The following is a 21,449-nucleotide window of genomic DNA, read 5'->3' as shown; positions in this document are numbered from 1 at the left end:
GTGTCTGAGCGCTAAGCCCAGACACTTGATAAACGAGGTGGCTATTGGCCTTTTATTTCTTTACGACCTGCATAACTTGCAGCACTTCCCAGCTCTTCTTCAATGCGCAGTAATTGGTTGTACTTTGCAACGCGGTCAGAACGGCAAAGGGAACCGGTTTTAATCTGACCCGCTGCGGTACCTACCGCCAAATCAGCGATTGTCGCATCTTCTGTTTCTCCGCTACGGTGGGAAATTACAGCAGTAAATCCGGCATCTTTAGCCATTTTGATGGCATCTAATGTTTCTGACAACGAACCAATTTGGTTAAACTTGATCAGAATAGAGTTACCGACGCCATTGTCGATGCCGCGCTTCAAAATTTTAGTGTTGGTCACAAAAAGATCGTCGCCAACCAATTGTACCTTGTCACCTAGAATTTTAGTCAGGTAAGCCCAACCGTCCCAATCACTCTCGTCTAGCCCATCTTCGATGGAAATGATTGGATACTTCGAAGAAAGTTCTGCAAGGTAGTCACTAAACTCGTTGGAGCTAAACACTTTACCTTCGCCTTTCATGTCGTACTGACCGTCAACATAAAATTCAGACGACGCACAATCAAGTGCTAAGGTCACATCGGTATCCATTCTATATCCGGCGTTTTCTACCGCTTGAATAATCACTTTCAGTGCTTCTTCGTTAGAGCTTAAGTTAGGCGCAAATCCACCTTCATCACCCACAGCCGTGTTTAATCCTTTGCTTGATAACACTTTTTTCAAACTATGGAATATTTCAGCGCCCATTCGAAGCGCTTCACGAAAGTTTGGTGCACCGACAGGCTGGACCATAAATTCCTGAATATCTACGTTATTGTCGGCATGCTCTCCGCCGTTGATGATGTTCATCATAGGCACCGGCATAGAGTATTGACCTGCGGTACCATTAAGCTCTGAAATATGCTGATAAAGTGGAATTTTCTTTTCCATTGCCGCCGCTTTTGCTGTCGCTAACGACACCGCAAGAATGGCATTTGCACCAAATTTTTCTTTATTTTCAGTGCCATCAAGATCAATCATGACTTGGTCAATATTACGTTGATCGAGGGCGTCCAATCCAACCAACGCAGATTGAATCTCGTTATTTACAGCAGCAACAGCGGTTAATACCCCTTTACCTAAATAGCGGCTTTTGTCACCGTCACGTAATTCCAACGCTTCGCGCGAACCCGTTGATGCACCCGATGGTGCACATGCGCGACCCCAAGCACCACTATCCAAATAGACGTCTGCTTCTACAGTTGGGTTACCACGCGAGTCCATTACCTCACGGCCAATAATCTTGCTGATTTTTGCCATTTTTGTTGCCTTATAAAAATGTTAATTGATTCTTGTTCCCCAATTGCCCTAATTGAAAAAATTATTGTTAGGCGCGCACTGGGATGTTTACCTACTAATTATTATTTTTATGATATTCCCCCGCAGCTTTGACAAACCCACTAAACAATGGATGTCCGTCGCGAGGAGTAGAGTTAAATTCAGGGTGGAACTGGCCTGCTATAAACCACGGATGTTCTGGCAATTCGATGACTTCGACCAAACGTTTATCTGTCGACAATCCAGAAACTACCATCCCGGCGGATTCAATTTGCTCGCGCAAATTATTATTCACTTCATAACGATGACGGTGACGTTCATAAATTTCGATATTGCCATAAGTCTCGTGAGCTTTTGTACCAGGAATTAAATGACACAGTTGACTCCCCACACGCATTGTACCACCTAGATCTGAGCTTTCATCTCTGACCTCTGTGCTACCCGCTGCATCGAGCCATTCTGTAATTAGGCCAACGACTGGGAAAGGGGATTCAGGATCAAATTCAGTGCTATTGGCTTTTTCCATACCTACAACGTTGCGAGCAAATTCGATAAGAGCTACCTGCATGCCCAAACAAATGCCTAAATAAGGCACATTATTTTCTCTGGCGTATTTAGCTGCGGCAATCTTACCTTCAATTCCGCGTTCGCCAAATCCACCGGGTACTAGAATCGCATCTAGGTTTGTCAAAGCTTGTTCGCCTTTACTCTCTACATCCTGCGAATCAATATAACGAATGTTGACGTGGAGACGATTTTTAAGACCCGCATGCTTTAGGGCTTCATTGACCGATTTGTAAGCATCTGGCAACTCAACGTATTTGCCGACCATACCAATATTCACTTCACCCGTAGGGTTTGATTCTGCATAGAGCACTTGTTCCCATTCGACAAGATCGGCCTCAGGGCAATCCAAACCAAAACGATTGACGACTAATTCATCCATGCCTTGGGCTTTGAGTGCCGCAGGGATGCGATAAATACTGTCTACGTCTTTTAACCCGATAACCGCTTTTTCAGGCACGTTGGTAAATAATGCTATTTTTGAACGTTCGTTAGAAGGCAGTGCGCTCTCTGAACGGCAGACCAAAATGTCAGGCTGAATACCGATTGAGCGTAACTCTTTTACTGAGTGCTGGGTAGGTTTGGTTTTCACCTCACCAGAAGCGGCCATGTAAGGAACTAATGTAAGGTGCATGTACATGGCACGTTCACGGCCTAATTCTGCGCCTAGCTGACGAATTGCCTCAAGAAACGGTTGTGATTCAATATCACCTACCGTGCCGCCAATTTCTACAATGGCAATATCGTTGCCTTCAGCACCATCGATGACTCGCCGTTTTATTTCGTTAGTAATGTGCGGGATAACCTGAATGGTCGCACCTAAATAATCTCCACGACGCTCGCGCTTTAATACTTCTTCGTATACACGGCCCGTCGTAAAGTTGTTTCTTTTTGTCATGCGAGTGCGAATAAAACGTTCGTAGTGACCTAAATCCAGATCGGTTTCAGCACCATCGTCTGTGACAAATACTTCTCCGTGCTGAATGGGGCTCATGGTACCAGGATCAACGTTGATGTAAGGATCCAGTTTAAGCATGGTTACCTTCAATCCACGAGCTTCTAAGATAGCCGCAAGTGACGCAGCAGCAATACCTTTTCCAAGTGATGAAACCACACCACCTGTGACGAAAATATAATATGTCATGTAAAACCTAAGACGTTTGGAGTTGAGTAAGAATACGTGACCAAGGTACCGACAATTTTCGGCTAATGGACGGCGTAACAGTATACTAAAGGGCGACGAACCATACAATTGCTCCAACCAACTTTATTGATTTTTTTATAGGGTTTGGCACCTCAGCCACTACACCTATTGAGCCTACCTAAACGCTAATAGGCCTCAATCGCTAAGCTTCTTTAGGATGTAGAGCAGTTCGAGTGCTTGTTTAGGTGTTAGTTCATCGGGATCAGTATTGCGCAGCTTTTCTTTTAGCGGGTCAATTTCATCCAGTAAATCCATTTGGTGTAAGTGATCACTCACTTCACTTAAATCTTTTTCGACGACTGGCTCAGATTCCAATAACTGCAGTTTTTTCTTGGCTGATTGGATCACACCGCGGGGCACGCCAGCCAATTGTGCAACTTGTAATCCATAGCTGCGGTTTGCTGGTCCTTCCTGTACGGCGTGCATAAAACGAATCGTATCTTGGTGTTCCACTGCGTCAAGATGCACATTTGCCATATGCGATTTATCATTTGCTAATTGGGTTAATTCAAAATAATGCGTCGCAAACAAGGTAAACGCTTTAATTTTATTGCCTAAATACTCTGCACACGCCCAAGCTAACGATAGTCCATCATAAGTGCTGGTGCCTCGACCAATTTCGTCCATTAACACCAGACTATTAGCGCTAGCGTTATTTAAAATGTTAGCTGTCTCAGTCATTTCAACCATAAACGTCGAACGACCTGAAGCTAAATCATCCGATGCCCCAATTCTGGTGAAAATGCGATCAATTGGTCCAATGACAGCCTCTTGAGCAGGGACAAAGCTGCCGATATAGGCCATCAACACAATCAACGCACTTTGCCGCATATACGTAGATTTTCCTCCCATATTGGGACCAGTAATCACGAGCATACGTCGGGAGCTAGACAGGGCAAGTGGATTGGCAATGAAAGGGTTTTGCATCACCTGTTCAACAACAGGGTGGCGACCTTGTTCGTAGAAAATGCCCGTATTATCACTAAGCGTTGGACGATGCCAATCCAGGGACTCAGCACGCTCCGCCAAATTACACAAAACATCTAATTCCGCTAAACCCAAAGCACATGCCATCAACTCGTTTAAATGAGGAAGTAATTGATCGAATAATTGCTCGTAAAGCTGCTTCTCTAAGGCTAACGCACGGCCTTGGCTGGTTAACACTTTGTCTTCGTGTTCTTTTAGCTCAGTGATGATATAGCGTTCATTATTTTTTAAGGTTTGTCTGCGCACATAATCCGCCGGCACTTGATCAGCGTAACTGCGGCTCACTTCAATATAATAGCCGTGAACTTTGTTATAACTGACCTTGAGCGTTGGGATGCCGGTTCTTTGTTTCTCTCGTTGTTCTAGTTCATCCAGGTAGTCGGTTGCGCCTTTGGCGAGGTTTCTTAATTCATCTAATTCTTCGTTATAGCCATGTGCGATGACACCGCCGTCACGGATCAGGACCGGCGGATTATCAATAATGGCTCGTTCCAACAAATCCAAGAATTGAGGGAATTCAGATATATCCTTACGCATGTTTGCGAAAGCGGGTGATAACGCTTTGAGTTGAGCTTGGATGTCGGGAAGTTGCGCTAAGGCGCTGTTGATGCGCGAAAAATCTCTGGGGCGGGCAGAACGTAGCGCTAATCGAGCGAGCGCCCGTTCCATGTCGCCAACCTGTTTAAGATTGGATTGAAGCGCATCGTAATCGGATTCGATCAGGGATTGGATCCTTTCCTGACGGTTTTTCAAACAGTCAATATCGCGAATTGGGCTTTGTATCCAACGTTTCAAAAGTCGACTTCCCATTGCCGTTTTGGTGTGATCCATCACACTGGCTAAGGTATTTTCAGTTGAGCCAGATAGGTTAATAGTCAGCTCCAGATTGCGCCTTGTGGCGGCATCCATTAATACTGAATCTGTGGTGTTTTCCATTTTAATCTGGCGCACATGGGGCAGTGCAGCGCGCTGAGTGTCTTTAACGTATTGCATCACGCAGCCAGCGGCGCAGATGGCAAGGGGCGCATTTTGCACACCAAATCCATCCAAGGTTTGTGTGCCAAACTGCTGGTTCAATTGTGTGGTGGCCGTTTGAAAATCAAATTCCCATTCTGGTCTGCGTCTGAGTCCTTCACGATTATCAATCAAATGTGAAAAGGCAAAATTCTCTGGATAAAGCAGCTCGGCAGGATTGGTACGCTGCAATTCTGCTAATAAAGATTCTTCTTCCGCCAACTCTACGACACAAAAACGGCCGCTGGTCAGATCCAATGTCGCATAACCAAACCGTAATTTACGCTCAAACACTGCCGCCAACAAGTTGTCGTGTTTGTCTTCCAGCAGGGCTTCATCAGTGACTGTGCCTGGGGTAACAATACGCTGAACTTTACGCTCGACCGGCCCTTTGCTGGTGGCCGGGTCACCGACCTGCTCACAGATTGCAACCGATTGGCCCATCTTAACTAGGCGCGCCAAATAATTCTCAACAGCATGGTAAGGAACACCCGCCATTGGAATAGCATTGCCCCCGGACTTCCCCCGGGCTGTTAACGAAATATCCAATAACTCTGCGGCCTTCTTAGCATCATCAAAAAACAGTTCGTAAAAGTCACCCATACGATAAAACAACAAAATATCTGGGTGTTCAGCTTTGATTGTCAGGTATTGACGCATCATAGGCGTATGGTTATCGAGTTCGCTAGGGAGCGCGTTTTGAGTCATCGAAAAAGTGGGCTCTTTGATTACAGCAAGCACACCTTGATATGGGTGTTTTTTGCCAAGTTGTTATTTTAATGCAGAGCATTATAAAAGCTAGGGTAAGATTTGCCATAGACAAACTTGGATTTGTTTTTACAATTTCTAAATGATTGAATTGACGGACAACAACTTTGATCATTCTACCGCTCGTTGATAGCATCAGAGGTGAAATCTATTCGCAAATGGTAAACCTTGTTCATGAATAAAGAAGCTAAAGCATCGATCTGGCAAGAAATCTTGCAGCGAATACGTAACATTCCTTTGATCTTGCGTTACGGTCTTATCCTCAGTTTAGGTCTAGTGTTAGTTAAAACCCTTGAATATCAATTGTTTTCCTATCGTTTCAGTATGGAGTTATACACTGGATTGTTGGCGGTATTTTTCCTTCTTGTTGGGATAGCGACAGGTCTTGGATGGTTGCAAACCAGAAAAGTAAAGATGGATAAACCGGACATCAAGCGCTCCAGCGAAACGGTAATTGAAGAACCTTTGACGGCCAAAGAAAGAACAATATTGCAAGGGTTGCTCGCCGGCATGAGTAATCAGCAAATAGCGGATTCACAACATGTTTCTGTGAACACCATCAAAACACACCTTAAAAACCTTTATCGAAAGCTATCTGTGGCAAACCGTGCCGAGGCGGTCGCTAAAGCTCAAGATTTGGGATTTGAAAATCGACCCGTTCAGGTGAAATGAAAACCACCCGTTTTTCACCCTAAATTCACTCCTACATTTTCAAAACAATTAGCTATAGTTAGCACAACTTAAAATCGTATCTGTAAGGAAAACAAGATGGGCAATCTCGTTGTTCGCTATGGGTGTTATTATGGTCTCGCACTGATGGTTGGATTTGGCTTGTCCTATATTCTGATCGGCACATCTCCTGAAAATTTCACCAAAAGTGAGATTGCTGGCTACAGTGTCATGGTGCTCAGTTCAATCAGTATTTATTTTGCTACGAAACAATATAAGGTCAATAAAGAAGGGCAACCCATGCTGTTTTCAGATGGGCTTAAAGTTGGGTTAGGTGTGAGTGCAATTGGCGGACTCTTTTTTGCTCTTTACAATTGGCTTTATGTCAACGTGCTCGAGCCAGGTTTTCTTCAAACTTATTTACAGTATTCAGAACAACAGATCCGTGAAAGTGGCGAAGACGCTGCAACAATTGACAGGCAACTTCAAGAGCTAGCAAGTTACTCTGATTTGATGAACAGTCAGCTATTTTATTTGTTCGTGATGTTTATGACGGTGTTTTTGATAGGCGTTTTGTTCACTTTAGTGACAGCCATCGCGATGAAAGACCAACCAAACAATTGAAAGAGGAATTAATATGGAATTAGGACAATTTTCTGTCAGCTTAGCCGTTAAGGATATCGTTAAATCGAAAGCATTCTACGAAGATCTTGGCTTTGTGACACATGAAGAGTGCGGAGGAATTGAAGATAAATGGTTAATTTTGCAGAAAGGCGAGGTGGTAATCGGCCTTTTTCAGGATATGTTTGATCACAATATTCTGACTTTTAATCCGAAAGACGCCAGAGCGATTGAAGCCCATGTAAAGGGCAAAGGTCATGAAATAGAAACTGCCACGACAGGAGAGAGTGGCCCCGCTCATTTCATCATGAAAGACCCTGATGGAAATGTCATCATGTTTGATCAGCACCAATAAGCTTGTTTCGTTTACATTGTTGATTTAGATTGAGACAAGATCTATTTCTGGACCCTGATTATGCACAATGATTTGTCATGCTGGCAGTGCGGCGTTGAACTGACAGACGTTATTTTTCCGATGTCGCGACGGGAGGAATGCCCGCAGTGTGGCGCCGATCAACATGTTTGCAGAATGTGTAAAGAGTACGATGGTCGGGGAGGGTGCAATGAACCTCGCGCCGAACATGTCAGCGATAGAGAAAAAGCGAATTTTTGTGACTATTTTTCTCCTTCAGGCCAAAACTTTGAAGTGACTGGAAATCAAAAAGCGCTAAAGGCCAAAGCGCAACTCGCTGCGCTGTTTGGCGAGGAGCCTGATTCAGAAGCAAATACGTCAAGCGAACAGCAACAAAACCTAACCCCAGCGCAAATCGCAGAGCAGAAGCTTCGCGATTTGTTGGGGGAATAGTCCTATGGAGTCATTGCCTATCACAATTGGTGTTGCTTTTCCCAATTGGCAATACTAGTAACCCAGTACAATAGATCTAGAGTGCGATAATCCAAGTAAGAAAGGCTTGCAAAATTCACGAAATGTTATACTATAACGTCCGTTTTACAAAAGATGGCTATCAGGAAACATTTCGTGGCACAAATACAACGCAAATCAATAATGGATAGGGTAGGGATCTGGACATCCAGTCTCTGTGCTTTGCATTGTTTGTTGTTGCCCATTTTGATCCCTGTTTTGCCTTTTGTAAGCGCCTCTTTTTTTGCAGAAGATTGGTTTGAAAAAACCATATTGTCTTTATCCATGATCATTGGGTTTTGGGCGTTGCTTTCTGGCTTTTACCGTTATCATCGTCAGCTTTATCCTATTTACAGTCTGTTGATTGGCGGTCTGGTCTACTGGAATAAAGATATGTTTGGTGAAGCGTACGAACCATTGACGATAGGGTTCGGCGCGTTGCTTATCGTTGCCGCACACGTACTGAATATTAAGTTATGTAAAAGTTGTAATTCGTGTCAAGAGTGCAGCTCTGCGCACTAACCACCTACTTTAAATTTTTAATGATCCGCTTAGCGTTTGCTGGGTGATTACTAAATACCATATCTACTCCCCAACTTTTAAGACGCGCCAAATCCTGTGCTTGGTCAACGGTGTAGACACCAATTTTTAGTCCTCTAGCATGGGCATCTTCAACAAATGCCTGATCGACAAAGGTGACATCTGCATTCATATATTCCGCCTGTAAATCTTCTGCGAATTTTGCATAGGTCAGAGGTTTGTTAGCGGTAAGTGCACCTATCCGTGCGTCGGGTTGAAGCGATTTTATTTCTTTCAGTAAATGATGATCGAATGAGGAGTAGATGATGTTATTTGCAGGAATGTGTTGCTCAGTAACAACTTGATTAACGTAAGACAAGATTGCTTGAGCGTCTTGTACGCCTTTCATTTCGATATTGATTTGGCATGCACCAGAAATTCGGGTCAACACTTGTGCCAAGGTAGGGATTTTTTCACCCTGTCCAGCATTGAATGCCTGTAGCTCTGCAAGTGTAAAATCGTAGATATTGCCTCTGCCGTCGGTGGTTCGGTGTAACCAACAATCATGGATCAGGATAAATTCATTGCCGTGTTGGTAAACGTCAAATTCGATACCATCTGCGTTGTGTTGAACGGCAGCAGAAATCGCCAATAACGTATTTTCAGGCGCTATGGCACTGGCACCTCGATGGGCAAAAACGAGCAAAATGACTCCTTAGATCGCGCGAAGGTATATTATTTGCGATGTAATTTTTGAGCATTAACAGTTTCGTAAATTGCGGCGGATATTACCAGTATTCCACCAACAAAAGTTTGCCAATTGGGTTTTTCGTCTAAAACCAATATCGCCAAAATCACACCATAAAGGGGTTGCATACAAGCGACCAGAGCAAATGTTTTGACACGCAAATGTTTGAGGCTCGCCGCTATCATTGCATGGGGCAGGGCGGTCAAGAAAATTCCTAGTACAATCAACCAGGTATAGGTTTCACTGCTGGCAACAAACAAATCTTCAGAAACGAAGAATAACAGACTGACAAAAATGACCAGAGTTTGGTAGGTCATGGCATGCGCCCCGCTATAATGCGAGAAATACTTGCGATGAAATAGATTTCTTAGGGCGTACAAAATTGCAGAAAAAACACCAATCAGAATCCCCAGAGTAACGTCGTTTTCCAGCGAAACCTCTGGCACAATCAAGAAAATTCCTAAGAAGACAACCAACGCGCTGACAAGATCTTGCCAAACTAGCCGGATCCCTTCAAAAAAAGGCTCTAATAGCACTGCGATTACCGGGAAAGTAAATAATGCGATCATGCCTACTGACACCGAAGAGTATTGCATTGCGGCAAAATAGGTGACCCAGTGTGCGGACATTAAGAAGCCTAGTGCGATAGCAAAACCATAATCTCGCAGAGATTTGAGACGTAATCGGGTCCCAGACAGTTTGACAATCAGTGCCAAAACCACAAATGCCACAATTGAACGACCAAACGTGATATCGGTGGCAGACAAAGGAATGATTTTAGACATTAAGGCCGTCGCACCCAGTAGGATGACAGTTAGGTGTAACGACCAGAGGCTTTTTTTTACTGGGTCCACGCTGATCAGTCTTTCAGCGTCGCAAAAACTTCACCTAGTCTCGTTACATCGCCACTTTGTTGACCATTAAATTCAACCATACCTGGCTCGAAACAAGCCACGATTGTAGAGCCGAGCTTGAATAAGCCCATTTCTTCCCCTTTTTTAAGGCTTACAGTATTTTCGCTATCTGCGGGGTAGCGCCAATGTTGTACATTTTTGCCAGCAGGCGGTGTGACTGTACCTGCCCATATTGTTTCGATGCTGGCAACAATCGTTGCACCGACCAATACAATTGAAAATTTACCTTTGGGTGAATCAAATATACATACAACCCTTTCGTTTCTGGCAAACAGACCGGGAACGTTTTCTGTGGTTAGGGGATTTACCGAAAATAAATCACCAGGTACATAAACCATATCGGTCAAAACTCCATCCATAGGCATATGAATGCGATGGTAATCTTTAGGAGATAAATAAATGGTGGCGAATTTCCCACCTTTGAATGGTTCTGCCAAATCTGGGTTCCCACCCAACAACGTTGTTAAGCTGAAATCGTGACCCTTGGCTTGAAAGATTGTATCAAAGTCGATATCGCCAATTTGACTTACTGTCCCGTCAACGGACATCGCTAGCTGATTTTGTTCTGAACAGATGGGTCTGACGCCGTCTTTTAGTTCGCGAGTAAAGAATTCATTAAACGTGCGGTAATACGCGGGATCTGGATTTTTGGCTTCTGACATATCAACGTCATACTGCTTAATAAAAAGTTTAATTAATGACGTGGTTAAGGAACCTGCTTCAGCCGCTGCCAGTTTGCCCACAAGACGAGACAGAAGGTGTTTAGGCAACATGTACTGAAACTTAATTTTTAGCCAATTTATCAAGGTCGGAAACTCCAAATTAAAACCGCCGAGATTGTATCTTACTTTTGACTTGGCGTGTGAGAATCTGTCGGTCTAACTCATAATTTTTTTGTTGTATTACCCACTGCAAAATCCTTTACAGCGGGATAACCCTGTTTGGCCTATTTTCCAGCATTGAAGCCAATATCTTGTGGTAGCTGTCATAACGTAACATGTCGATTTCCCCTTGCTCCGCAGCCTGCCTTATCAAACAGCCTGGATCGTCAAGGTGCTTGCAATCGCGGAATTTACAGCCGCCTACATAGTCACGAAACTCAACAAACCCGTTGGTTATACTTTCAACGGGTAGGTGCCATAAAGCAAATTCTCGAACCCCAGGGGAGTCGATAAGATCACCGCCTTGTGGAAAATGCAGCAGTTTTGCTGCTGTAGTGGTATGTTGGCCAAGTCCTGAATTATCAGAAATTTCACCAATGGCTTCGTCTGCATCAGGCAGTAGCTGGTTAACAATACTGGATTTACCAACACCAGACTGGCCGACAAAGACGCTTATCTTGTCTTTCAACAACCCTGTCAATTCATCTATGCCTTCACCGGTTTTGCAACTGGTTAACATGACTTGATAGCCAATATCTCGATACATATCTAGTTGTTGGTTGACTTCTTTTCGAGATGTTTCATCAAGCAGTTCAACCTTATTTAACAGTATGATGGGTGTGATCCGGACATCTTCGGAGGCCACTAAATAGCGATCAATAATATTGAGTGATAATGCAGGCAGTACAGAGCTGACGATAATAATTTGATCAATATTGGCGGCTATCGGTTTCACTCCATCGTAAAAATCGGGGCGTGTTAACACTGAATCTCTATCATGCACAAGTTCAATTATGCCATTAACCGATTGGGAGGCGTCTTTACCGGGGCGGAATTCAACTCTGTCTCCGCATACCACACTGTCTACAGTGCGTCTGATATGACACTTTGTAATGACACCGGAAGACTCTTCTACATCTGCATGCTTACCAAAGCGACCAATGACAACACCTGCTCGGCTTTCACCAAGTTGTTCGTCGTCGCTAAAGGTGTCTTTTGATGATAGACGTTTTTTACGGTTGCTTGATACTTGCCGTTTTTGTTTATGTGTTAACTTGGGTTTTTTTGCCACGTTATAAAATACTGTATTGTTTCAGAAAACACTTACATGTTAACTTCAATAAGAAATATGAAAGGCATTCTATCACTTGCTGGTGAGGATTTCATAAACGCTTATAAAGGGCCTGCTGATGACTATCAATAATGAAAATTTGGTTTGGATTGATCTTGAAATGACAGGGTTGGATCCCGCAACCGATGTGATCCTTGAAATTGCCACCATTGTCACGGATAAGAATCTAAATATTTTGGCTGAAGGTCCAGTATTGGCGATAAAACAAAGTGATGAAATATTGGATAACATGGACCCGTGGTGCATTGATGTTCATGGTAAGTCAGGGTTGACGCAAAGGTGTCGAGACAGCAAAGTCAATGAGCAAAAAGCAGTGGATCAAACCATCGCTTTCCTCGAAAAGTATGTTCCCTCTGGACAATCACCCTTATGTGGCAACACTATCGGCCAAGACAGACGTTTTTTAGTAAAATACATGCCAGCTCTTGAAAATTATTTTCATTACAGAAGTATTGATGTCAGTACCATTAAAGAGCTAACCAAGCGCTGGAAACCAGAAGTGCTAGATGGATTTCAAAAGAAAGGCACGCACCAGGCGCTAGACGATATTCGTGAATCCATCGAAGAAATGGCTTTTTATCGTCGCCAAGTGTTTAATATTTAAGCGTTAGTTAAATTAATTAAAAATAACGCTTGCTTCGCGTCATTATTTTTGTAAAATGCGCACCCGGTTTAGGATGAACCGCACCAAATATACGGAAATTTAGCACCACCTCTATGCGGGAATAGCTCAGTTGGTAGAGCACGACCTTGCCAAGGTCGGGGTCGCGAGTTCGAGTCTCGTTTCCCGCTCCAAATTTTTAAATCCAAAAAAATTGAACCCACAATTTCAGACAGTCTTTCACTTCATCAGCGAAATCTTGGGTGCTTGTCAGCGATTCATCTTTAGTCTTTAGCACGCTCAATTTTTTCATTCCATTATTTGGTCATCATACTCGCCTTTGTTTACACCACCCCATCTTGATTTGAGAGAATTCGAATTTGGATAAACACGCTTGTAGTCAGGGTTAATTATGAATCAATCATGATTCTTTGCTGAAAATGCACTTTTTGCATAATCATGCACAGTTAATTTCCTGTTTTTACTCAAAAAAAAAGTACTAAATTCTTAGTATTGAATGATTAGTCACATATTCGTTGAGCATTTCTGGTGCTTTCGTGCACGTTTTTGGGAAATTTGTGATTTTTTTATGAAACATGCTATGTTTCAAACAAGCCTGCTGCACTTTGTTGGTGCGCACATGGGCTTGAAACAGTGAAGTTTTGCACTTGTGTGCGAGTGAACTGAATAATTATTCATTTTTAACTCGATTATCACTTGTTTAACTCACGTGGTGATGCGAAATCAGGCATGATTCATGCTTCTTCTTTTGTGGAGAGGGTTACAAAGAATCACCGTTTGCTTAGCGAGAACCAATCGGTCGTACGGGTAGTGACAGAAATAAAATAATAATAATTAAAATAAGAAAACGTATACACAACAACTGTTTAACAACAAATTTGGCATTTTCGCCATGTTGTAGGAGACCACAATGAAATACCATAAAAACCCGATGTTGAAGCTGTCGGCATTAGCCTTAGCTATGTCTGGAACAAGCTTTAGCACATTGGCACAGGACGCCGCAGCACAAGAACAAGATGTAGAGCGTATAGCCATTACTGGGTCACGCATCATCCGTGATGCGAATATCGGTTCTGGTGCACCCATACAATCGGTTTCAGCAGAAGACATCCGATCTTCTGGTGAGTTTAATATTTCCGAAGTTGTCAACGATATTCCCGCATTGTTTTCATCAACAACTACCGGGACTGCAAATTCCAATAACGTCGGTGATGCAGGTTTGGCCGATGGTGCTAACGTGTTAAATCTAAGAGGCCTCGGTGCTAACCGAACGCTTGTATTGGTCAATGGCAAGCGCCATGTGGGCGGTGCGCAAGGTTCTGGTGCCGTGGACATTGGTTCAGTTCCAACCAACTTAATACGCGACGTAGAAGTATTAACCGGTGGTGCATCGGCCGTTTACGGAGCGGATGCGGTAACCGGTGTAGTTAACTTTATTCTCAAAGACGACTTTGAAGGGTTTGAGTTTGATGCGCAAGCAGGTACTTCTTCAGAAGGGGATGCGTCACAGTTCAAAATCAGCGCACTATTTGGTGAGTCGTTCGACAACGACAAAGGTAATGTGGTTATCAGCGTCGAGTACGGAAGTAATGATGGATTAAAAGCCTCTGATCGCGGTGAAGAAGGCCTATTCGTGGGAACGGGACGAGATTGGACTAATCCAGCAAAACGTTTTCAACAAGGTGATATTCAAGCCAGCAATATGCCGAATTTTGCACAATTCTTTAGCCCTGCCAATGATCGTTCTTCTTTCGGTTTAGCGGTGCCCGGCAGTGCTGACGCCTTTATCGAAGATTATAACGCTGCCTTTGGCAGTGATCCTGATTTAACCCAGGCTGAATTAGACTTTATCTCTGCGGCTGCAGCAGCGCCGCAAAGGGCTGTTTTGCCTGGCCGGACTTTCCCGTTCACTTCTGGTTACGGGCTAATCGTTCCGGGCAACGCTTTTACATTTGACGGCTTTGACCCCAATACCCCGATCGACTTAAATAACAACGGCGTGCCAGATTGTTACGACTCATCGACAGGTTACCAGTCTGTCTTTGGCACAGAGTCTTTTGGCGCAATTGGTGGATGCTGGACAGTGTTGGCAGACGGGACAGTTCGCCCTACTCAAGATGGTTTGGTGTCTAGTGCCACTCAAGGTTTCGGAGGAGATTCATTTGATACTATCCAACGCGCAGATAGCTATTTGTTGATCCCCGAAGAGAAGATCACTGTCAATTTGCTAACTAAATATGATATCAATGACGATACGCAGATTTATGGCAGTATAAAATACTCTGCGCAAGAGGTTGAAAACAATGCTCAGCCCACATCATTCTGGGATTTATTGCTAGGTAAGCCTGATAACCCATATCTACCTACTTTTATTCAAGATACAGCTCGAGCAACTGGCGGCGTGAGTATTACTATTGACCCGATCTCCATTGGAGATGGTGATACCAAAAACAAACGCGAAACCTTTCGTGTTGTTGGTGGAATCAAAGGTGTTTTAGATAACGATTTCAATTATGAAGTTAGTGCTGTTTATGGTCGATTTGACCTGGAAACCACGCGCAATAATGCCGTCATTAACGATAGATTCTTTGCAGCGATAGATGCAGTGACTGATCCCGCTACCGGCGAAGTAGCCTGTCGTTCGCAAGTCGATCCAACAACTGAAGCACAAACAACACCTTTCGATATTCCAACATACGACCCGGGATACTTCTCATTCACTCCTGGAGACGGTACCTGTGTACCACTAAATATCTGGGCTGGGGCTACAGGTATTACCCAGGAGGCAGTCGATTGGGTAACCGTTCAAGAACGTGACAAAATCACCCTTGAACAGACGATTCTCAGTGCAAGTTTAGCCGGTGATTCGTCAGAATATTTTGAATTGCCAGCAGGTTCAATTGCGTTCGCAGTGGGTGCGGAATACCGAAAAGAAGAGTCTGAAGCGCGCTTTGACCCTTGGCAACGAGGCGTCATTCCTGAGGGGGCCCCATTTGCTGCAGGAACACTTCTAAACACGGTTTCGGACAATAACAAACTGACTTTCCGTCCCGCTACATTAACCATCGATGAAACCGGTGATTATGACGTCACAGAAGTGTTTGCCGAATTATCTGTTCCACTGCTAGAAGGAGCACCGGGTGCAGAAGAACTGACGCTAGACTTAGCTGCGCGTTACTCTGATTACTCTACTATTGGCACCACGACTACCTGGTTAGCTAGAGTCGTTTGGGCACCTTATGAGGACTTACGATTCCGCGTTAACTTGTCTGAGGCTGTACGTGCACCGAATATCACCGAGTTGTTTGGGCCGCGTACTGGAACCACTTTCCGCCCAACTGACCCTTGTGATGCGGCGCAATTGCAAGCATTACGTGACGGTGGACAGGCAGACTTGGCTAATAGCACACAAGCCAACTGTGTAGCATTCTTCCAGGGCATTGGCTTCGATCCAACTGATGGAGCAGGTAATTATGTTTTTGCTGATCCATTAACCGCTGCATTTGGTGGGATAACGGGTGGTAACCCCAACCTTCAAGAAGAAACCGCTGAAACAACCTCTTATGGGTTTGTTTTCACACCGAGCTTCTTGGAAGGCTTTAGTTTAAGTATCGACTATTGGGACATCTCAATTGAAGATGCCATCAACGCGGTCAGTGGGCAAAACATTGCTGACGGGTGTTTCCAAGGTAATAGTTTGAATCAACAGTTCTGTTCATTATTATCGAGAAACCCTGCTAATGGCGGTTTCAACTTCATTGAATCAGTATCAATTAACTTCGCAAAACGTGAAACCAGTGGTTACGATTTCTCGTTAGCCTACGAATTTGATATCGATGCTCATGAATTTGAGATCAAAGTTGGTGGCACTAAGGTTAATGAGTTGGATGATTTCACCAACCCACTTGATCTAACAGAAGTTGATCCTGAACTAGGCGAAATTCGTCGTCCAGAGTTGGCAGGTAATGTCACCTTGTCTTGGGAATACGAAGGCTTGCGTCTATCGTTGCAAAACCAATATGTTGACGAAATGCTACTTGGTTTCTTAGAGATCGAAACCGCCCAATCCTTGTATGGAGATTCTGTATTCCAGGATGAAATGTGGGTACATGATTTATCATTTAGTTATGATATTGATGAGTCACTGCAAGTCTATGGCGGGTTGAATAACATCACAGACGAAAAGCCATTTATCACCAACTATGCTTACCCAGTAAGTGCGGTTGGCCGATATGCATTCTTGGGTTTCAATGTGAAAATATAGTTAATCACACAGGTGTAACAAAAAGCTCGGCAATCGCCGAGCTTTTTTTGTGCTTGAAACTTTAGTAAGAAAGGTTCAGACTTCTAGTGGTCCAACCAGATAAATTAATAATAAAGGTTTTATTATGGCAGTTGCTAATCCGCTTAGAAAATTCGTCGACAAAGTTAATGGTTATCCAACATGGCTGAGTTCATTTCTTATGACCATGGTCTTTCGGCACACCGTGAAATTAGCGGGTACGGTGAGAGTTAATATTCTCGGAACCGACGGCAAGCAAGTTACCTTTAAACAAAAGAACATTCGTAAAGTACGTAATCACATTGGTACTGTGCACGCGGCGACTATGGCGCTCTTAGCTGAATCTGCGACCGGTTTTATCGTAGGAATCAATCTGCCAGGAGACAAATTACCATTGATAAAGACAATGAACCTGAACTACGTCAAGCGCTGTTCTGGTGACATTATAGCGGTAGCGAGTCTAACAGATGAACAAATAGCATTGATGCAACAAGAACCTAAAGGCGAGGTGAGTGTAAAAGTGACTATTACAGATGGTGCCAACATCACCCCAATGGAAGCAGAAATGATCTGGGCATGGGTGCCTAAAAAGTAAACTTTTTGAACCTCACCAACTTATAAAATAACGGGTCGCTGTTTAAGGTTGAGTTTCGACACAAAAATGTCATGTGATTTTTATTGACACAAGGTCAATTTGATTCTAAATAACAGGCTGAAAACGACGCTTTACTCTTTTAGTTATTTTGTATTTTGGGATGTTCACTAATGGCAAATGTTTCAAGAGAATCTTTAACAAAACGCATCTTCAACGACGCTAAAAACTATCCTTATGGTTTTTCTCGTTCAGGAGATTTTTCGATTAACGAAAGCAAAGCACTCAGTCAATTTGGTGCTTTGCTTGCCGCTTTGGTGGATGGCCAAATATCTGCCGAGTCTGCAGAGGATGAGCACTTTCTCATGGTTGCTTATGGAAAAGCGGAGCCAGAGACGATTGCAGAAAGAGCTTGGTTAAAATACCAAAAACGTATTAATCGTCCTAAATTAGGCAGCATTTATGGCAATAAGCCAACCCGAGTGAGTGAGGATGACGATACAGACATAGAAGATGACGACCTTGAGCTAGAGGTGGATTTAGATGACGAGAGCTCTTAATTTGTAAATCAAATGTAAATATATCCTAATATATAGCTTGAAATTGTCTCAAAATAGGATGCTTGTCCTAAAAAAGCTGTATATTGGGATACGTATCTCACTTTATCGCCTTTTGCTGTTTTATCTTCCTAATCTGTCACGTATAGTCCACTTAAATTAGAATTTAATTGTTTTGTCCCTAGGAGGAACGCTGGTGGAAATGATGTCAGGAGCAGCGATGGTTGTTCGCGCGCTCAAAGATTCGGGAGTCACACATGTATTCGGTTACCCTGGTGGAGCCGTTCTTGATATTTATGATGCGCTTTATGCACAAGATGATGTCAAACATGTACTCGTCCGCCACGAACAAGCTGCAGCACATATGGCAGACGGTTATGCCCGTTCGACAGGTAAGACAGGTACAGTTCTTGTTACTTCTGGGCCTGGGGCAACAAACACGATTACCGGCATTGCTACCGCCTACATGGATTCGATTCCTATGGTTGTGTTGTCTGGACAGGTTCCTTCCATGCACATTGGCGAAGACGCATTCCAAGAAACTGATATGGTGGGTTGTTCGCGTCCTATCGTTAAGCACAGTTTTTTAGTTAAACGCGCAGAGGATATTCCTAAAGCTATTGCCAAAGCCTACTACATTGCTAACACAGGACGCCCTGGACCTGTTGTGGTGGATTTACCTAAGGATTTGGTCAGTATTCTTGACGAACATCCGTATCAATATCCAAATGATGTGACGATGCGTTCATACAATCCAACGCTTAAAGGGCACAGCAAACAAATCAAGAAAACGGTAGAAACCTTACTTGGCGCTAAACGCCCTGTACTTTATGTTGGTGGAGGAGCGATTACTTCTGAAGCCTCGGAATTGATTACCCAGTTAGCTGAAAAGCTTAATGCGCCCGTAACGTCAACATTGATGGGCTTAGGTGCGTTTTCTGGTATACATGAACAATTTGTTGGCATGCTTGGTATGCACGGCACCCTTGAGGCCAATAAAACCATGCACAATGCTGATTGCATATTCGCTTTAGGTGCAAGGTTCGATGACCGAGTAACAAACAATGTCAGCAAGTTTTGTCCACACGCAACGATTATTCATGTGGATATCGACCCCGCGTCAATTTCAAAAACGGTTGCTGTGCATATCCCTGTTGTGGGGTCCGTAGACAAAGTATTAGAACAAGTACTTAAACAACTTGAGAATCAAGACTTGTCTGAACAACCGGCAAAACTGGCTGACTGGTGGAAACAAATTGATCAGTGGCGGGCGCGCAAGTGTTTGCATTATCAGACTAGTAGCGAAGTAATAAAGCCCCAGCAAGTGGTTGAGTCAGTATACAAACACACTAACGGTGATGCATTTGTTAGCTCTGATGTGGGGCAACATCAAATGTTTGCAGCCTTGTATTATCCTTTTGCCAAACCACGCAGATGGATCAACTCTGGCGGACTCGGCACCATGGGCTTTGGATTACCTGCCGCGATGGGTGTGCAGATGGCAAATCCTGATGCGGTTTCGTTAGTGATCACGGGTGACGGCAGTATTCAGATGAATATTCAGGAGTTGTCAACCTGCTTGCAATACAACTTGCCAGTAAAAATAATCTCGTTGAATAACCGCGCTCTGGGCATGGTGCGCCAATGGCAGGATATGATATACAAAGGGCGTCATTCCCATTCCTATATGGATTCGATGCCGGATTTTGTTAAATTGGCGGAAGCCTACGGCCATGTTGGGATCAAAGTGGACCATCCATCTGAACTCGACGATGCAATGCAGCGTTGTTTTGCAGAGAAAGACCGATTGGTCTTTATGGATATCTCAGTTGATCAAAATGAACACGTTTACCCCATGCAAATAAAATATGGTGCTATGGATGATATGAGACTTAGCAAGACGGAGCGCACTTAATGAGACGAATCATTTCAGTATTAATGGAAAATGAACCCGGCGCATTGTCTAGAATCGTTGGTGTGTTCTCGCAAAGAGGGTATAACGTCGACTCACTCTGTGTTGCACCAACAACAGATGGCAGTTTATCTCGCCTAACCATAGTGACACATGGTGACGATAAAGTGATTGAACAAATCACCAAGCAAGTGAATAAACTAATCGATGTGTTGAAAGTCACCGACTTAACAGAAGGCACTCATGTTGAAAGGGAGCTAATGTTAATCAAGGTTTCTGCAAAAACTGATGCTGTGCGTTCTGAAGTAAATCGCACCGTTGATATTTTCAGAGCCCAAATCGTTGATGTCGACGCTAAGAATTACACAATTCAAATAACTGGAACTAGTGACAAATTGGATTCGTTTTCGCAAGCGATGTCTCAACAGACTGAAGTTATTGAATCTTCAAGAACGGGAGTCTGTGGTTTAGCAAGAGGTGAAAAAGTCCTACGCTTATAAAATGTGAACGGTTATTTTCCCGAAAAGCAGCCTCTAGTGGCTGCTTTTTTATTGGATTTACATAGAAAACCCCTGGATTTAGGTTAAATTTTTTAACAATTCTGAAAGTTTCACTAATTATTGCGATAATATGTAATAAAATTACATACCTTTTTAGACGTAATAGGTTTAAGAATATTCTATTACGTTATATTGGATTTAGTATAAATCATTTAAATACAAATGTTTACGATTTTTACTGTGTGGTTTTGACTATCGTTTACATCAATTTAAACTAACTTAAACAGTAATAAAACAACAATAATTTGTAATTAAATTACAATATCTCTCGCTGGTTAGATAAACCATGCATTTCAATTTTATTATTTAAGAGGTATTGATATGAAAAAAGTAATTCTAGCAACTTTGTTCTCAGCAGCGGTTTCGTTCACAGCTTCAGCATCTAATGCTCCAGCGAACGTTAAGTATGTTGGTGACACTCACTTCGCGCCATTTTGTAAAGCCGTAATCAACAATGATGTAAAATTGTTCAAGATCGCTTTGAACCGTTTTGTTGGTGAATTAGGTTCGTCACAAAAACGTGTTCTTAACCGTGTACTTGAATCCAACAGTGTAACCTGTGCTGGTCAAGACCTTGTAGATTTCGCACAGTCTCGCAAAGCAACTGCTATTGACTCGTTCATCAGCACCAAGGCGTAATTGTGAGTAACCTTCGACGAGCTGGCGCAGTAAAATAAGCCAGCTCGTTA

The 21,449-nt window shown here is 43.4% G+C and carries 19 protein-coding genes and 1 tRNA gene; 13 read left to right on the top strand and 7 right to left on the bottom strand.

From position 1 onward, the window contains the following. Window positions 1-41: 41 nt before the first annotated feature. The 3 genes from eno to mutS all read right to left on the bottom strand — a co-directional run bounded on the left by eno (window position 42) and on the right by mutS (window position 5,829). Window positions 42-1,334, bottom strand: coding sequence for a phosphopyruvate hydratase (eno, locus tag FM019_RS08220; protein ID WP_143835443.1), 1,293 nt, complete (start codon window positions 1,332-1,334; stop codon window positions 42-44). Between the two features lie 94 nt (window positions 1,335-1,428). Beyond that, a complete protein-coding gene (locus FM019_RS08215; protein WP_143835442.1) occupies window positions 1,429-3,060 on the bottom strand; it encodes a CTP synthase in 1,632 nt (543 codons plus the stop codon). Between the two features lie 195 nt (window positions 3,061-3,255). Continuing rightward, on the bottom strand, window positions 3,256-5,829 hold the full coding sequence (mutS, locus tag FM019_RS08210; protein WP_260681570.1) for a DNA mismatch repair protein MutS: 2,574 nt from the start codon (window positions 5,827-5,829) through the stop codon (window positions 3,256-3,258). A 234-nt stretch (window positions 5,830-6,063) separates the two neighbouring features. Here mutS and FM019_RS08205 point away from each other — a divergent pair, with 234 nt between their 5' ends. The 5 genes from FM019_RS08205 to FM019_RS08185 all read left to right on the top strand — a co-directional run bounded on the left by FM019_RS08205 (window position 6,064) and on the right by FM019_RS08185 (window position 8,563). Next, complete coding sequence (locus FM019_RS08205) at window positions 6,064-6,561, top strand: response regulator transcription factor (RefSeq protein WP_143835441.1); 498 nt, start codon at window positions 6,064-6,066, stop codon at window positions 6,559-6,561. Window positions 6,562-6,657: 96 nt separating this feature from the next. Then, entirely contained in the window at window positions 6,658-7,182 is a 525-nt protein-coding gene (locus FM019_RS08200; RefSeq protein ID WP_143835440.1) for a DUF4199 domain-containing protein, read from the top strand. A gap of 13 nt (window positions 7,183-7,195) precedes the next feature. Continuing rightward, on the top strand, window positions 7,196-7,534 hold the full coding sequence (locus tag FM019_RS08195) for a VOC family protein (protein WP_143835439.1): 339 nt from the start codon (window positions 7,196-7,198) through the stop codon (window positions 7,532-7,534). A 60-nt stretch (window positions 7,535-7,594) separates the two neighbouring features. Continuing rightward, window positions 7,595-7,984 (top strand): hypothetical protein, encoded by a 390-nt coding sequence (locus FM019_RS08190; RefSeq protein WP_143835438.1) that lies wholly within the window; start codon window positions 7,595-7,597, stop codon window positions 7,982-7,984. A gap of 201 nt (window positions 7,985-8,185) precedes the next feature. After that, window positions 8,186-8,563 carry a MerC domain-containing protein gene (locus FM019_RS08185; protein WP_260681595.1) on the top strand — a complete coding sequence of 126 codons (378 nt, stop codon included), beginning with the start codon at window positions 8,186-8,188 and terminating at the stop codon, window positions 8,561-8,563. 4 nt (window positions 8,564-8,567) lie between these two features. Here the strand turns inward: FM019_RS08185 and FM019_RS08180 are convergent, their stop codons facing one another. The 4 genes from FM019_RS08180 to rsgA form a co-directional block, all read right to left on the bottom strand. Then, window positions 8,568-9,266 carry a glycerophosphodiester phosphodiesterase family protein gene (locus FM019_RS08180; RefSeq protein ID WP_143835436.1) on the bottom strand — a complete coding sequence of 233 codons (699 nt, stop codon included), beginning with the start codon at window positions 9,264-9,266 and terminating at the stop codon, window positions 8,568-8,570. Window positions 9,267-9,295: 29 nt separating this feature from the next. Beyond that, window positions 9,296-10,162 (bottom strand): DMT family transporter, encoded by an 867-nt coding sequence (locus tag FM019_RS08175; RefSeq protein ID WP_143835435.1) that lies wholly within the window; start codon window positions 10,160-10,162, stop codon window positions 9,296-9,298. A gap of 5 nt (window positions 10,163-10,167) precedes the next feature. Beyond that, window positions 10,168-11,028: an archaetidylserine decarboxylase gene (asd, locus tag FM019_RS08170; RefSeq protein ID WP_143835434.1), complete on the bottom strand. Its 861-nt coding sequence runs from the start codon at window positions 11,026-11,028 to the stop codon at window positions 10,168-10,170. Between the two features lie 115 nt (window positions 11,029-11,143). Next, window positions 11,144-12,175, bottom strand: coding sequence for a small ribosomal subunit biogenesis GTPase RsgA (gene rsgA / locus FM019_RS08165; RefSeq protein WP_143835433.1), 1,032 nt, complete (start codon window positions 12,173-12,175; stop codon window positions 11,144-11,146). 118 nt (window positions 12,176-12,293) lie between these two features. Here rsgA and orn point away from each other — a divergent pair, with 118 nt between their 5' ends. The 8 genes from orn to FM019_RS08125 all read left to right on the top strand — a co-directional run bounded on the left by orn (window position 12,294) and on the right by FM019_RS08125 (window position 21,399). Continuing rightward, on the top strand, window positions 12,294-12,839 hold the full coding sequence (gene orn / locus FM019_RS08160; protein WP_143835432.1) for an oligoribonuclease: 546 nt from the start codon (window positions 12,294-12,296) through the stop codon (window positions 12,837-12,839). A gap of 115 nt (window positions 12,840-12,954) precedes the next feature. Next, window positions 12,955-13,030: transfer RNA gene (locus FM019_RS08155), tRNA-Gly, on the top strand. A gap of 737 nt (window positions 13,031-13,767) precedes the next feature. After that, entirely contained in the window at window positions 13,768-17,121 is a 3,354-nt protein-coding gene (locus tag FM019_RS08150; protein ID WP_143835431.1) for a TonB-dependent receptor domain-containing protein, read from the top strand. 124 nt (window positions 17,122-17,245) lie between these two features. Then, window positions 17,246-17,734 carry a DUF4442 domain-containing protein gene (locus FM019_RS08145; protein WP_143835430.1) on the top strand — a complete coding sequence of 163 codons (489 nt, stop codon included), beginning with the start codon at window positions 17,246-17,248 and terminating at the stop codon, window positions 17,732-17,734. Between the two features lie 170 nt (window positions 17,735-17,904). Further along, the gene (gene maoP, locus FM019_RS08140) at window positions 17,905-18,291 is read left to right on the top strand and encodes a DUF413 domain-containing protein (RefSeq protein ID WP_143835429.1); all 387 of its coding nucleotides are present in this window, start codon (window positions 17,905-17,907) and stop codon (window positions 18,289-18,291) included. A 193-nt stretch (window positions 18,292-18,484) separates the two neighbouring features. After that, window positions 18,485-20,203, top strand: coding sequence for an acetolactate synthase 3 large subunit (locus FM019_RS08135; protein ID WP_143835428.1), 1,719 nt, complete (start codon window positions 18,485-18,487; stop codon window positions 20,201-20,203). Beyond that, window positions 20,203-20,700, top strand: coding sequence for an acetolactate synthase small subunit (ilvN, locus tag FM019_RS08130; protein ID WP_143835427.1), 498 nt, complete (start codon window positions 20,203-20,205; stop codon window positions 20,698-20,700). Before FM019_RS08135 ends, ilvN begins: the two co-directional genes overlap by 1 nt. A gap of 381 nt (window positions 20,701-21,081) precedes the next feature. After that, entirely contained in the window at window positions 21,082-21,399 is a 318-nt protein-coding gene (locus tag FM019_RS08125) for a hypothetical protein (RefSeq protein WP_143835426.1), read from the top strand. Window positions 21,400-21,449: the final 50 nt, after the last annotated feature.

Source organism: Aliiglaciecola sp. M165 (assembly GCF_007197995.1).
Taxonomy (GTDB): domain Bacteria; phylum Pseudomonadota; class Gammaproteobacteria; order Enterobacterales; family Alteromonadaceae; genus Aliiglaciecola.
The sequence above is the reverse complement of the archived record's forward strand: the minus strand, read 5'-3'. Positions and strand labels throughout refer to the sequence as shown.